We start from the raw sequence: 13,134 nt of genomic DNA, 5'->3' as shown, positions 1-13,134 counted from the left end.
CGGCTGTTGATGGGCCCGGGCCCGGTCAACGCGCATCCGCGCGTGCTGCGGGCGATGTCGGCTGATCTGCTCGGCCAGTTCGATCCCGAGATGACGGCGTACATGAACCAGGTCATGGCGCTCTACCGGCCGATCTTCGGCACGCAGAACCACTGGACCTTCCTGATCGACGGCACCGCGCGCGCCGCGATCGAGGCCGCGCTGGTCAGCCTGGTCGCGCCGGGCGACACAGTGTTGATCGTCAATTTCGGCCGCTTCGGGCTGCTGCTGCGGGAGATCGTCGAGCGGATCGGCGGCCGGATCGAGACGGTCGATGCGCCATGGGGCGAGGTCGTGCCCGTCGACGCCATTGCCGCCGCGATCGAGCGTACCGGGCCCAAAGTCGTGGCAGCCGTGCACGGCGACACCTCGACCACGATGGCGCAGCCGCTCGCCGGCCTCGGCGCTTTGTGCCGCGCGGCCGGTGCGCTGTCCTATGTCGATGCGACCGCGACGATCGGCGGCATGGCGATCGAGGCAGATCTGTGGGGCGTCGATGTGGTCACCGGCGGCCTGCAGAAATGCCTCGGCGGGCCCTCGGGCTCGGCCCCGATCACCATTTCGGACCGTGCCGCCGAGCATATCGCGGCGCGTCGACATGTCGAAAAGGGCATCGTCCGCGACGATATCGCCAATGGCTCGGGCGTGCGGATCGGCTCCAATTATTTCGATCTCGCCATGGTGATGGATTATTGGAGCGAGAAGCGCCTCAACCATCATACCGAGGCGACCACCATGCTCTACGGCGCCCGCGAATGTGCGCGGGTCGCGCTGGGCGAAGGGCTGGAGGCCCGGTTCGCGCGGCACGCGGCGGCCGGGCGCTCGGTCGTGGCGGGCGCGCGGGCGATGGGGCTGACGGTGTTCGGCGATGACGCGTTCCGCATGACCAACGTCACCGGCATCCTGATCCCCGACGGCGTCGACGGCGAGGCCGTGCGCCGCCGCATGCGCGAGGATTTCGAGATCGAGATCGGCGCGGCGTTCGGGCCGCTGCAGGGCCGGATCTGGCGGATCGGGGCGATGGGTTATAATGCGATGAAGCATAAGGTGGCGCTCACGCTTGGCGCGCTGGAAGCCGTGCTGCGGGCGGAAGGCTTCGCGACGCCGCCGGGGGCTGGGGTGGACGCGGCGCTTGGGGAATGGCGATGAGAGTGAGGGACCTCGTCGGCTATGGCGCCACGCCGCCCAACCCGCGCTGGCCCAATAATGCGCGCGTCGCCGTCCAGATCGTCCTCAATTACGAGGAGGGCGCCGAGAACAATATCCTCAACGGCGACAAGGGCTCGGAGGCGTTCCTCTCGGAAATGGTCGGCGCGACCAGCCATCCCGCGCGCGCGATGGCGATGGAGAGCCTGTACGAATATGGCAGCCGCGCCGGCTTCTGGCGCCTGCACCGGCTGTTCGCCGAGCGTCGCATCCCGATCACCGTGTTCGGCGTCGCCACGGCGATGGAGCTCAACCCGGCGGCGGTCGAGGCGATGCTCAAAGCCGAATGGGAGATCGCCAGCCACGGCTATCGCTGGATCGACTATCAGCCTGTCCCGGAAGATGTCGAGCGCGAGCATATCGCCCGGGCGATCGATCTCCACACGCGCCTGACCGGCTCCCGCCCGCTCGGCTGGTACCAGGGCCGCACCTCGCCCAACACCGCGCGGCTCGTCGCGGAGGAAGGCGGCTTCCTCTACGATGCGGACAGCTATGCCGACGATCTGCCTTATTATGATCTGCGCCATGGCAAACAGCTGATCGTGCCCTATTCGCTCGACGCCAACGACATGAAGATGGTCGCGCTGAACGGCTTTACGGAGGGCGTGCAGTTCTTCCGCTACCTGGTCGACACGTTCGAGCAGCTGCGAACCGAGGGCGGGCGGATGATGTCGGTTGGCCTGCACGGGCGCATCGCCGGGCGGCCGGGCCGCGCCATCGCTGTGGCGCAGTTCCTCGATCATGTGCTGGAAAGCGGCGATGCGTGGATCGCGCGCCGTAGCGACATCGCCCGGCACTGGCTGGAGCTTTATCCGGCGTGACGATCGACGATCCCCAGGTCCTGGCAGAGGTCAGTGCGGCGTTTCACGATTACGAACGCGCGCTGATGGCGGACGACGTGCCCGCGCTCGACCGGCTGTTCGCCGATGCGCCAACCACGGTGCGCTACGGTGTCGGCGAGGTGCTCTACGGCGCAGACGAGATCCGCGCCTTTCGCCGAGGCCGCGGGGGCTCGCCGCAACGGCGGCTCGGCCGGGTCGCAATCACCAGCTATGGCGACAGCGTCGCCACCGCCAATGCCGAATTCTTCCGCGAGGGCAGCGATCTGCGCGGCCGGCAGAGCCAGACCTGGGTGAAATTCCCGGACGGATGGAAAGTGGTGTCGGCGCATGTCTCGATCGAAGGATCCGGCTCATGAGCCTCGATGCCGATCCCGATGCCTTCATCCGCCATTATGGCGCGCTGTTCGAGCATAGTCCCTGGGTGGTGATGCGCGCCGCGGCGCGTCTGCCGCTTGGCGACGTCCATGCCGGGCTGATGGCCGTGGTGCACGAGGCGACGCCGGAGGAGCAGCTCAAGCTGATCCGCGCGCATCCGGAGCTGGCTGGCAAGGCCGCGATCGATCGCACGCTGACGGCGGAATCCGCGGCGGAACAGGCGTCGGCCGGGCTGGATCGCCTCACGCCCGAAGAGTTCGATCGCTTCCATGCGCTCAACACCGCCTATGGCGAGCGCTTCGGTTTCCCGTTCATCATCTGCGTGCGCCTGACCGACAAGGCCGGCATCCTCGCCGCGATGGAGCAGCGGCTGGGCAACGACCGCGAGACCGAGATCGCCACCGCCATCGCCGAGATCGGCGAGATCGTCCGGTTGCGGTTGAGGGACCTGGCATGAGCCTCGCCGAGCATGAAGCGCGGGTCGCTCATGATCTCGCCACGCTGAACCACGGCGCGCCGGACTGGCTGCATCCCCGTGAAGGCGTCATCGACGTGGTGATCGTGGGGGGTGGGCAAAGCGGCCTCGCCGCGGCCTTTGCGCTCCAGCGCGAGCGAATCGCCAATATACTAATCCTCGACGAGAACCCGACCGGCTTCGAAGGACCATGGGATACCTATGCGCGGATGCGCACCCTGCGCACGCCGAAGGAACTGACCGGCATCGATCTCGGCATTCCCAGCCTCACTTTCCGGGCCTGGTGGGAAGCGCAGCACGGGCCGGAAAGCTGGGCCGCGATCGGCAAGATCCCGCGCCGTGACTGGATGGCCTATCTGCGCTGGTATCGTACCGTGCTTGGCCTGCCGGTGCGCAACGACACGCGGCTCGACCTGATCGAGCCGCAGCCGGGCGGCGTCCACCGCCTGCACCTGCACGACGGATCGGCCCTGCTCGCCCGGAAAGTGGTGCTGGCGACCGGCATTCAGGGTGGCGGGCAATGGCATGTCCCGCGCTTCATCGCCGAAAAGCTGCCGCGCGACCGTTACGCGCACACGTCCGAGCCGATCGATTACGCAGCGCTGGCCGGCAAGCGCGTCGCAATCCTCGGCGGCGGCGCGTCGGCGTTCGACAATGCCGCGACCGCGCTCGAGGCCGGCGTTGCCGCCGCGCACGTTCATATCCGCGGGCCGGCGCTTCCGCGCATCAACGTGATCCGCTTCATGGAAGCGAACGGCTTCATCCCGCGCTTCCCGGCGCTCGGCGATGCGGCGAAATATGAGGTGATGGCCAGCTTTTTCGGCCGCAACCAGCCGCCGACGACCGACATGTTCGATCATGCCGCTTCCTTCCCCGGCTTTGCGCTCCACACCGGCAGCCCGTGGCTCGATGTCGCGGCGGCGGGCGATGCGGTGCGGGTCACCACCCCGCAGGGCACGTTCGACTATGATTTCCTGGTGCTCTCCACCGGCCTCGTCACGGATTGCGCGTTGCGGCCGGAACTGGCGATGGTCGCGCCCGGCATTGCGCGCTGGGCCGATCGCTACACACCGCCCGCCGCGATCGCCAACCCGGTGCTCGACGCGCATCCCTATCTCGGCCCGGGTTTCGAATTCCTGCCGCGCCGGCCCGAAGATGCGCCCGCGGTCCACGGCCTGTTCGCATTCAACTATGCCGCGCTGATCAGCCACGGGCTCTCGGCCGCCGCGCTGTCGGGGCTGAAGCATGCGCTGCCCCGCCTCGCGGCCGGCGTCGCCGACCAGTTGTTCCGGGACGACGCGCCCGCGATCCTGGCTGCCTATCACGCCTATGAGGAGGTCGAGTTCACCGCCCAATGGCCTGCGCAGGAGGCAGCTGAATGACTGGCCTCACCACTCACGTCCTCGATACCGCGCATGGCCGCCCGGCTGCCGGGGTGAGCATCCGGCTGTTCGCTGGGGACCGGCTGATCTTCTCGGGCACCACCAATGCCGATGGCCGCTGTCCGGCGCTGCTGGACGAAGTGCAGATCGCTGTGGGCCGCTACCGGCTGGAATTCGCGGTGGCTGAATATTTCCGCGCCGCTGGTGTCACGCTGCCGGAGCCGCCGTTCCTCGATCTGGTGACGATCGATTTCGGCGTGGCGGATGCGGGCGGTCATTACCATGTGCCGCTGCTGGTCTCGCCTTTCAGCTATTCGACCTACCGTGGCAGTTGAGATGATCAGCCCGCGCCCATCATCCCAAACTCCCTCTCCCCTTGTGGGAGAGGGAAGGGGCCCGCTGCCGAAGGCAGTGGGAAGGGTGAGGGGGACACTGGTTAGTGTTCCGAACCTCACTCCCCCTCATCCGGCGCTTCGCGCCACCTTCTCCCAAAGGGGGAGAAGGGAAGATCGTCGCTATGAATAACGTCTGCTTCCTTCTCGACGACGAGATCGTCACGATCGACAACGCCCAGGCCACCGCCAGCGTGCTCGATCTGCTGCGCTACCGCCTGCGCCGCACCGGCACCAAGGAAGGCTGTGCCGAGGGCGATTGCGGCGCCTGCACCGTGCTGCTCGGGGAGCTTGATGGCGAGACCATCAAATGGCGGGCGGTCAACAGCTGCATCCTGTTCGTGCCCATGCTCGACGGCAAGGCGCTGCGCACGGTCGAGAGCCTGTCGCCCGACGGCGCGCTCCATCCGGTCCAGCGTGCGCTGGTCGAGCGCCACGGCTCGCAATGCGGCTTCTGCACGCCGGGCTTCGTGATGTCGCTCTACGGCCGCAGCATCGGTTCGGCCGGGACGAGGGACGAGCCGGTCGCCGATGTGATCGCCGGCAATCTCTGCCGCTGCACCGGCTATGGCCCGATCCTCGATGCGGGTGAGGCAGTGCCGCCCGGCGAAGCGGACGATTCAGCGGTCGTTACACGGCTGCGCGGCATCGCGCGGGACGGGACCGGGAGCGACTGGTTCGCCCCCCGCACTGCCGACGAGCTCGCCGCGCTGCTGATTACCCACCCGGACGCCCGCATCGTCGCCGGCGGCACCGATGTCGGCCTGTGGGTCACCAAGCAGCACCGCGATCTCGGCACCGTCATCTTCATCGGCGACATCGCCGATCTCAGGACCGTCGCCGAGGATGAAGCCGGCCTCACCATCGGCGCCGGTGTCCGATACACCGAGGCGAGGGCGGCGCTGGCCCGGCTGCATCCAGATCTCGGCGAGCTGGTTCGCCGCATCGGCGGGCTTCAGGTCCGCAATGCCGGCACGATCGGCGGCAATATCGCCAATGGGTCGCCGATCGGGGACATGCCGCCCGCGCTGATCGCGCTCGCCGCGACGCTCACGCTCCGGCGCGGCGACGCCCGGCGCGTCATCCCGCTCGAAGACTTTTTCATCCGCTACGGCGTGCAGGATCGCGCACCCGGCGAGTTCGTCGAAAGCGTCCATGTGCCGCGTCCCGGCGCCACCACCATCGTCCGCATCGTGAAGCTGTCGAAGCGCTTCGACAGCGACATATCGGCGGTCTGCGGCGCCTTCGCCATCACGGCCGAACAGGGCAGGGTGACCGCTGCCCGCATCGCCTTTGGCGGCATGGCGGGCACGCCGGCGCGGGCTACCGGGTGCGAAGCCGCGCTCATCGGGCAGGACTGGTCCGAAGCGACCATCGAAGCCGCGGCCGCCGCACTGGCGGACGATTACACGCCGCTCACCGATGCGCGCGGGTCGAGCGCCTATCGCGCGATCGTCGCGGCCAATCTGCTGCGCCGCCTCTGGGCCGAGCAGTCAGGCGAGCCAACCGGCGTCTTGCTCGATGGCTGACGTCGATCGCCCCGCCGGTGCAGTCCACCAGCCGCTGCGCCATGACAGTGCCGAGGCGCATGTCGCCGGCCGCGCCCATTATGTCGACGACGTGCCGGAGTCGCCGGGCCTGCTCCACCTCGCCTTCGGCCTGGCGACGGACGGTCATGCGAAACTCCTCTCGCTGGATCTCGCTGCCGTCCGCGCTGCGCCCGGCGTGGTCGCGGTGCTGACCGCCGCCGACATCCCCGGCCTCAATGATGTCAGCCCGGTCGCCGGTGACGATCCGCTCTTCGCCGAAGACGAGATCCTCTATCCCGGCCAGCCGCTGTTCGTGGTTGCCGCCACCGGCGTCGCGGCCGCCCGTCGGGCCGCCCGCCTCGGCAAGGTGGAGACCGCGCCGCTTCCGGCGCTCGTCACCATCGCTCAGGCTCGCGCTGCCGGATCAGTGATCGAAGACACCCAGCGCATGGCCCGCGGCGACGCCGATGCCGCGCTCGCCGCCGCGCCGCATCGCCTGTCGGGCCGGCTGGAGATGGGCGGGCAGGAACATTTCTACCTCGAAGGCCAGGCCGCGCTGGCGACGCCGGGCGAGGGCGGTCAGGTGCATATCCTGTCCTCGACTCAGCATCCGAGCGAAGTGCAGCACCTCGCCGCCAAGGTGCTTGGCCTCAGCCATGCCGATGTCACGGTCGAGGTCCGCCGGATGGGCGGCGCGTTCGGCGGCAAGGAGACTCAGGCGGCCGCCTGCGCCGTTGCCTGCGCGCTCGTCGCGGCGAAGACCGGGCGGCCGGCCAAGATCCGCCTCGATCGCGACGATGACATGGTCCTGACCGGCAAGCGGCATGAGTTCGAGGTCGCGTACGATGTCGGTTTCGACGATCAGGGGCGGATCGAGGGTATCCGCATCGCGCTCGCGTCGCGCTGCGGCGCCACCGCCGATCTCTCGCCCGCGATCAACGATCGGGCGATGTTCCACGCGGACAATTGCTACTGGCTGCCTGCGGTCGAGATCGTCAGCCACCGCCTGAAAACGCACACAGTTTCCAACACGGCGTTTCGCGGATTCGGCGGACCGCAGGGCATGATGGCGATCGAACGCGTGATGGACGCGGTCGCCGTGGCGCGCGGGCTCGATCCGCTCGCCGTGCGGCGCGCCAATCTCTACGCGCCGGGCCGGGACATCACGCCCTATCACATGACGGTCACCGACAATGTCGCGCCCGAGCTGATCGCCGAGCTGGCGGCGCGCACTGACTATGCCGCGCGGCGTGCCGCGGTCGAGGCGTTCAACGCCGGTCACAAGGTGCTGAAAAAGGGCCTGGCGCTCACCCCGGTGAAGTTCGGCATCAGCTTTACCACTACGCATCTCAACCAGGCCGGCGCCCTCGTGCTGGTCTATGCCGATGGCTCGATTCACCTGAACCATGGCGGCACCGAGATGGGGCAGGGGCTGATGATCAAGGTGGCGCAGGTCGTCGCCGACGTCTTCGCCGTGCCGGTCGAGCGGGTACGCATCGTCGCGACGCGCACGGACAAGGTGCCGAATACGTCGGCAACCGCCGCATCGTCGGGCGCCGATCTCAACGGCATGGCGGCATTCAATGCGGCGGAGACGATCCGCACGCGGCTCGCCGAGTTCGCCGCGAGCAAGTTCGGGGGCACCCCCGAGGCCGTCCGCTTTACCCGCGACGGCGTCGTCGCGGGCGGCGAGGTAACGCCGTTCGACACGCTCTGCCGGCTCGCGCATCTCGGCCGGGTCTCGCTTTCCGCGACCGGCTTCTACGCCACGCCGCACATCGCCTATGACCGCAAGACTCATCGCGGCCGGCCCTTCCTCTATTTCGCTTATGGCGCCGCCTTGTCGGAAGTGGTGATCGATACGCTGACCGGCGAGCACAAGGTGTTGGCGGTCGATATCCTCCACGATGTCGGGCGGTCGCTCAATCCGGCGATCGATCTCGGCCAGGTCGAGGGCGGCTTCGTCCAGGGCATGGGGTGGCTGACCACCGAGGAGCTGGTGTACGACGCGCGCGGCCGGCTGCTCACCCACGCCCCGTCGACCTACAAGATCCCGACTGCCGGCGATCGGCCGCGGCACATGGATATCCGGCTGTGGGATCGCGGCCGCAATACGGAGCCCACCATTCACCGCTCCAAGGCGGTCGGCGAACCGCCCTTTATGCTGGCGATCTCGGTCTTCTCGGCACTGACTCAGGCGGTCGCCGCCACGGCGCCGGGGCGTGGCCTGCCCGATCTCGATGCGCCCGCGACACCCGAACGCATCCTCGCTGCCATCGCCGGATTGAAGGCGCTTCATGGCTGACTGGCCGGAAGCGGCGCGCATTGCGCTGGCCCAGGGTCCCGCCGCGCTGGTGACGATCCTCGCCACCGAAGGCTCGGCCCCGCGCGGCGCCGGCGCGCGCATGGTCGTGACGCGGGAAACCCTGCACGGCACGATCGGCGGCGGGACGCTCGAATATCGCGTGACCGAACAGGCGCGGGCAATCCTTGCCCTGCCGCCGGGCAGCTGGCGCGTGCAGGATTATCCGCTTGGGCCGCTGCTTGGGCAATGTTGCGGCGGCCGGGTGCGGCTGCTGGTGGAGCGGCTGAGTCCGGATGCAGGGGACTGGCTCGACGCGCTCGGCCAGGGCGACGAGGTCGTGGCCAGGCTGGGAGACGCCGCGATCCAGCGGAGTCCGATCCACGACGCCGGGCGGCGCGGCATCGACCGGAATGATCCGGCGCCGCTTCGGCGGGACAGCCTCGTGGCGCGCGGGCCGCTCCCCGAAGCGGGAATCGAGTTCGTCGAACCGGTGGAAACCATCGGCTCTCCGGTCATCCTTCTTGGCGCGGGGCATGTCGGCCGCGCCATCGCCGATCGCGCGCCGGGCCTTCCCTTGCGGGTCGCCTGGTTCGACAGCCGCACAGCCATGGCCGACTATCCCGGCGTCATGCTGGCCGAGGAAGGCGCGATGATCGAATGCGCGCGCACGGCACCGTCCGACGCCGCGATCCTGATCGTCACGCATGATCACGCCTTCGATTACCGCCTCACCGCCGCCGCGCTGTCCGGTCAGGCACGCTATGTCGGGCTGATCGGCTCGGCCACCAAGCGCGCCCGCTTCCTCTCGCGACTCGCTGCCGATGGCGTGGAGTCAGCGCGCCTCGTCTGCCCGATCGGCCTGCCCGCCATCGCGGGTAAGGAACCGGCGGTGATCGCGATCGCCGTGCTTGCCCAGATCCTGTCGCTCGGGCTGCGGCCGGAATGACTCGCACCGCGTTCCGCGCCAACCTGCTCAGCGTGCCCGACGATCCGGCGCAGGGCGGCACGATCCGTCACCACGAGGATGGGTTGCTGGTTGTCGAGGACGGCCTGGTCGTGGCGTTCGGCGCCCATGCCGATCTCGCGCCGCGCTTCGCCGATGTGCCGGTCGAGCATTTTCCCGCCGGCCTCATCGTCCCGGGCTTCGTCGACACGCATATCCATTATCCGCAGACCGATCGCATCGCCGCACACGGGGCGCAGCTGCTCGAATGGCTCGAACGCCATATCTTCCCGGCCGAGGCTGCGTTCGCGGACCGCGCTCATGCCGATGAGGTCGCCGGCTTCTTCCTGGACGAGCTGCTGCGCAACGGCACCACCAGCGCATTGGTCTTTGCGACTGTCCATGCCGCCTCGGTCGACGCGCTGTTCGAGGCGGCGCTTGCCCGCGACATGCGAATCGTCTCGGGCAAGGTGCTGATGGATCTCGGCCCCGCGTCGCTGCATGATTCGCCCGAAAGCGGCCGGGCCGAGAGCGAAGCGCTGATCGCCCGGTGGCGCGGGCGCGGGCGGCTCGGCTATGCGGTCACGCCGCGCTTCGCGCTGACCTCTTCCGACGCGCAGCTTGCCGGTGCGGGCGCGCTGGTCGCGGCGCATCCGGACGTGCTGATGCACACCCATCTCGCCGAGAACACCGGCGAGATTGCTGCCGTCGCCGCCCGCTTTCCCACCGCGCGCGACTATCTCGACGTCTACGACAGGTTCGGCCTGGTCGGCCCGCGTTCGGTCTTCGCCCATTGCGTGCATCTCGACGATCGCGCCCTGGTGCGGATGGGCGCGGCCGGGGCGAGCATTGCCTTCTGCCCGACCAGCAACCTGTTCCTCGGGTCAGGCCTGTTCGATCTCACCCGCGCGGATGCGCATGGCGTGAAGACCGGGATGGGCACCGATGTTGGCGCCGGCACCAGCTTCTCGCTGCTTGCGACCCTTGGCGAAGCGTACAAGGTCGGCCAGCTGCGCGGGCAGAGCCTCGATCCGTTCCGCGCGCTGCATCTCGCGACGGCGGGCGGCGCCCGTGCGCTCGGGCTGGGCGATCGGATCGGCGGGCTGCAGCCCGGGCAGGAGGCCGATTTCGTGGTGCTCGATTGTGCCGCCACGCCGCTGCTTGCGCGCCGCACAGCTGGCGCGAGCCTCGCCGAGCGGCTGTTCGCGCTGCAGATATTGGGGGACGACCGCGCGATCGCCAGGACCTATGTCGCGGGCCGCTGCGCCTGGGCGCGGCGGCCCTGAGCTATTTCTGCGGGTCGAGCAGCCCTTCGAACAGCCGGACGACCTTGCCGGTCCGGTTCTTCTCGAAATCGCGTGGATGGACGAAATGATCGGCGAACCACGGATAGAGCGCCGGATCGAACGCCGCCTTGAGCCAGTCGACAGTCGCGCGCACCGCCGGCGAATGCCGCGCCTCGGCATGGAAATAATACCACAGGTCGAATCGCAGCGGCAGCGGCACGTCGAGCGGGATGAGGTGCTTCGATACCGCCCGCGCATAGGTCGGCAGCGCGGCGATGCCGGCGCCGTTGACCACTGCCCAGTAGACCGACAAGGCGGAATTGGAGCGGATCGGCATGAACCCGTCGGGCCAGTCCGATCCGACCAGGAACTTGACCAGGCTCGAATTATAACCGGGGCCGCTCTGCTCGATGAACTTGTGGTTGCGGAACTGGTCGAGCGCCGTCATCGCGCCGTGCTTGCGGATATAGGCCTCGGACGCGAACAGCATGTAGTGGACCGTGGCGAGCTTGGCGCGCACCACGTCGCGGTGATGCGGCTCGCTGAAGGCGACGCCGACATCGACATGGTCGCTGCGGTCGCGCGCCGAATCATAATCCAGCTGAAGCGACACGGTCAGGTTCGACAGCGCCGGTGATAGATCGTTGAGCCGCGGCGTCAGCCACAGGCTGCCCAGCCCCTCGGTGCAGCCGATCGTCAGCTCGCCGGGGTTGATCAGGACGTTGGCCTCGCCGTCGCCGTCCGCTTCGGCCGACAAGGCTGCGCCAGCCATCTCACGCGCGGCGCGCGCCAGCATCAGCCCGATATCGGTGGGCACGACGCCGCTGCGCGAGCGGCCCAGCAATTTGGTGCCGATCCGGTCCTCGAGTCGTTCGATCCGCCGGCGTAGCGTGTTCAGCGACAGGCGCGAGCTGTCGGCCGCCGCGCGAAAGCTGTTATGCTCTGTAACCAGCAGGAGGGCGCGCAGATCGTCCCAGTCCAGGTCGCGAACGAGCGTGCGGACGTGGCTGGCGTTCCAGCGGGGAACACCATGATCTGGATTTTGGATCGCGGCCGGTCGCTTGCTCGCCATTACACTCCTGTCCACGATTGCCTTAACAGTGGGAGCAGGAAAATGCGAGCGGAGCCATACATACGAAATCGCGATAGCTTTGGCCGCCTGCGCTTCTCCGAAAAGGTGGAGCGCACATTGGCCCGGGCCAAGGCCGCACCCGTTTCGCGCATCGCGACGGATGCGGAGATCGGGTCAGTCCTGGCGGCGGCGTCACGCCTCTTCCCGGTTGCGTCGTTCGAAGCCGTCCAGCGGATGCGCGTGCGCAATCCCGGGGTCGTCCGGATGATCGAAGGCCTGGGGGCGGGCAACGAAGCGGCGATGCTGGCCTATCTGCCGCTGTCGGCGGAAGGGGCGGAATTGCTGCTCGACGGCCGCCTCGACGGGACCAATCCACAGCCCGAATGGATCGTCGCCGAAAACGAGGTCCCGACCGCCATCTATATCTGGATGGCGTGGACGCCGGGCACGCTGGCACGGTCGCTGCCGGCGATGGCGCAGATCTTCTCGTCGCTGACGCCGGATGGCTGCCCTTTATTCTCGCGTGCCGCGACCGATCACTCGGTGCGGATCCACACCGGCATGGGGTTCGAGCCGGCGGCGCGGATCTATCCCGGCGCGCCTGATTGGTTGCTGGTCGTGCTGCCCGAAGGCGAGATGGCGCCGGTGCGCAAGGAGATCGCGGCCTGCCCGCCGGCCCCGCCGAAGATAGACGTGCGCCCGGTCCGCTCGTTCGAAGACATGGCGATGATCTTCGCGGTGCGGTCGGCGACCTATATCAGCGAGCAGTTCTGCCTCTATTCGGAGGAGTTCGACGGCAATGATTTCTGCGCGACTCACCTGATCGGCTTCATCGACGGCGATCCCGCCGGCTGCATCCGGATGCGCTATTTCGGCGATTTCGTGAAGGTCGAACGGCTCGCCGTGCGCCGGGAATATCGCCGCAGCCGGCTCGCGTTCAAGCTGGTGCGCGAAGCGCTGGCGCTGGCGCGGCAAAAGGGCTTCCGCCGCTTCTACGGTCATGCCCGGCTCGATCTGGTGCCGTTCTGGGCGATGTTCGGTTTCCGCGAACTGACTGACCGCGCGCCGTTTAAATTCGCCGACGTCGATTATCGCGAGATGGAGCTGGACGGCGAAGCGTTCGAAGACCCGATCGGCATCGGCAGCGGACCGATGGTGACGATCCGTCCCGAAGGTGCCTGGGGCGAGCCCGGCCCGCTCGAACTGTCCAACCTCAGGCCGAGTCGCGCGGCCCTGTTCAACGACATGCGCACGGTGAGCCGCGCCGCCGCGCATTGATCGGCACGCC

The 13,134-nt window shown here is 68.3% G+C and carries 12 protein-coding genes; 11 read left to right on the top strand and 1 reads right to left on the bottom strand.

The genetic code is table 11. The features are described 5' to 3' along the window. Positions 1-9: 9 nt before the first annotated feature. The 10 genes from U1769_RS03605 to guaD all read left to right on the top strand — a co-directional run bounded on the left by U1769_RS03605 (position 10) and on the right by guaD (position 10,774). Positions 10-1,188: a pyridoxal-phosphate-dependent aminotransferase family protein gene (locus U1769_RS03605; protein WP_332713642.1), complete on the top strand. Its 1,179-nt coding sequence runs from the start codon at positions 10-12 to the stop codon at positions 1,186-1,188. Continuing rightward, positions 1,185-2,066: an allantoinase PuuE gene (gene puuE / locus U1769_RS03600; RefSeq protein ID WP_332712036.1), complete on the top strand. Its 882-nt coding sequence runs from the start codon at positions 1,185-1,187 to the stop codon at positions 2,064-2,066. The genes U1769_RS03605 and puuE overlap by 4 nt, the downstream gene beginning before the upstream one ends. Next, on the top strand, positions 2,063-2,443 hold the full coding sequence (gene hpxZ, locus U1769_RS03595; protein ID WP_332712033.1) for an oxalurate catabolism protein HpxZ: 381 nt from the start codon (positions 2,063-2,065) through the stop codon (positions 2,441-2,443). The genes puuE and hpxZ overlap by 4 nt, the downstream gene beginning before the upstream one ends. Further along, positions 2,440-2,919, top strand: coding sequence for a 2-oxo-4-hydroxy-4-carboxy-5-ureidoimidazoline decarboxylase (gene uraD, locus U1769_RS03590; RefSeq protein WP_332712031.1), 480 nt, complete (start codon positions 2,440-2,442; stop codon positions 2,917-2,919). The genes hpxZ and uraD overlap by 4 nt, the downstream gene beginning before the upstream one ends. Beyond that, entirely contained in the window at positions 2,916-4,319 is a 1,404-nt protein-coding gene (locus U1769_RS03585; protein ID WP_332712028.1) for an FAD/NAD(P)-binding protein, read from the top strand. The genes uraD and U1769_RS03585 overlap by 4 nt, the downstream gene beginning before the upstream one ends. Beyond that, a complete protein-coding gene (gene uraH / locus U1769_RS03580) occupies positions 4,316-4,654 on the top strand; it encodes a hydroxyisourate hydrolase (RefSeq protein WP_332712025.1) in 339 nt (112 codons plus the stop codon). The genes U1769_RS03585 and uraH overlap by 4 nt, the downstream gene beginning before the upstream one ends. A gap of 182 nt (positions 4,655-4,836) precedes the next feature. Further along, complete coding sequence (gene xdhA, locus U1769_RS03575) at positions 4,837-6,240, top strand: xanthine dehydrogenase small subunit (RefSeq protein WP_332712022.1); 1,404 nt, start codon at positions 4,837-4,839, stop codon at positions 6,238-6,240. Then, entirely contained in the window at positions 6,233-8,545 is a 2,313-nt protein-coding gene (gene xdhB, locus U1769_RS03570) for a xanthine dehydrogenase molybdopterin binding subunit (RefSeq protein WP_332712019.1), read from the top strand. The genes xdhA and xdhB overlap by 8 nt, the downstream gene beginning before the upstream one ends. Continuing rightward, positions 8,538-9,491 carry a xanthine dehydrogenase accessory protein XdhC gene (xdhC, locus tag U1769_RS03565; RefSeq protein WP_332712016.1) on the top strand — a complete coding sequence of 318 codons (954 nt, stop codon included), beginning with the start codon at positions 8,538-8,540 and terminating at the stop codon, positions 9,489-9,491. The genes xdhB and xdhC overlap by 8 nt, the downstream gene beginning before the upstream one ends. Then, complete coding sequence (gene guaD, locus U1769_RS03560; protein ID WP_332712013.1) at positions 9,488-10,774, top strand: guanine deaminase; 1,287 nt, start codon at positions 9,488-9,490, stop codon at positions 10,772-10,774. Before xdhC ends, guaD begins: the two co-directional genes overlap by 4 nt. Position 10,775: 1 nt before the next feature. On the opposite strand, the gene U1769_RS03555 is transcribed toward guaD, so the two are convergent. After that, positions 10,776-11,846: a LysR family transcriptional regulator gene (locus U1769_RS03555; protein ID WP_332712010.1), complete on the bottom strand. Its 1,071-nt coding sequence runs from the start codon at positions 11,844-11,846 to the stop codon at positions 10,776-10,778. A gap of 117 nt (positions 11,847-11,963) precedes the next feature. Here U1769_RS03555 and U1769_RS03550 point away from each other — a divergent pair, with 117 nt between their 5' ends. Further along, positions 11,964-13,124: a GNAT family N-acetyltransferase gene (locus tag U1769_RS03550; RefSeq protein ID WP_332712007.1), complete on the top strand. Its 1,161-nt coding sequence runs from the start codon at positions 11,964-11,966 to the stop codon at positions 13,122-13,124. The last annotated feature ends 10 nt before the right edge of the window (positions 13,125-13,134 follow it).

It is taken from the genome of Parasphingomonas zepuensis (genome assembly GCF_036663735.1).
In the GTDB taxonomy this organism is placed as follows: Bacteria; Pseudomonadota; Alphaproteobacteria; order Sphingomonadales; family Sphingomonadaceae; genus Sphingomonas.
This window is presented reverse-complemented; position numbering and strand designations above follow the sequence as displayed.

What these genes read in the sequence shown, in the direction of transcription:
- U1769_RS03605 (WP_332713642.1), top strand. Translation starts at nt 10, where the DNA reads ATGGGCCCGGGCCCGGTCAACGCGCATCCGCGCGTGCTGCGGGCGATG.
- xdhC (WP_332712016.1), top strand. Translation starts at nt 8,538, where the DNA reads ATGGCTGACTGGCCGGAAGCGGCGCGCATTGCGCTGGCCCAGGGTCCC.
- puuE (WP_332712036.1), top strand. Translation starts at nt 1,185, where the DNA reads ATGAGAGTGAGGGACCTCGTCGGCTATGGCGCCACGCCGCCCAACCCG.
- uraH (WP_332712025.1), top strand. Translation starts at nt 4,316, where the DNA reads ATGACTGGCCTCACCACTCACGTCCTCGATACCGCGCATGGCCGCCCG.
- uraD (WP_332712031.1), top strand. Translation starts at nt 2,440, where the DNA reads ATGAGCCTCGATGCCGATCCCGATGCCTTCATCCGCCATTATGGCGCG.
- xdhB (WP_332712019.1), top strand. Translation starts at nt 6,233, where the DNA reads ATGGCTGACGTCGATCGCCCCGCCGGTGCAGTCCACCAGCCGCTGCGC.
- U1769_RS03555 (WP_332712010.1), bottom strand. Translation starts at nt 11,846, where the DNA reads ATGGCGAGCAAGCGACCGGCCGCGATCCAAAATCCAGATCATGGTGTT.
- U1769_RS03585 (WP_332712028.1), top strand. Translation starts at nt 2,916, where the DNA reads ATGAGCCTCGCCGAGCATGAAGCGCGGGTCGCTCATGATCTCGCCACG.
- xdhA (WP_332712022.1), top strand. Translation starts at nt 4,837, where the DNA reads ATGAATAACGTCTGCTTCCTTCTCGACGACGAGATCGTCACGATCGAC.
- guaD (WP_332712013.1), top strand. Translation starts at nt 9,488, where the DNA reads ATGACTCGCACCGCGTTCCGCGCCAACCTGCTCAGCGTGCCCGACGAT.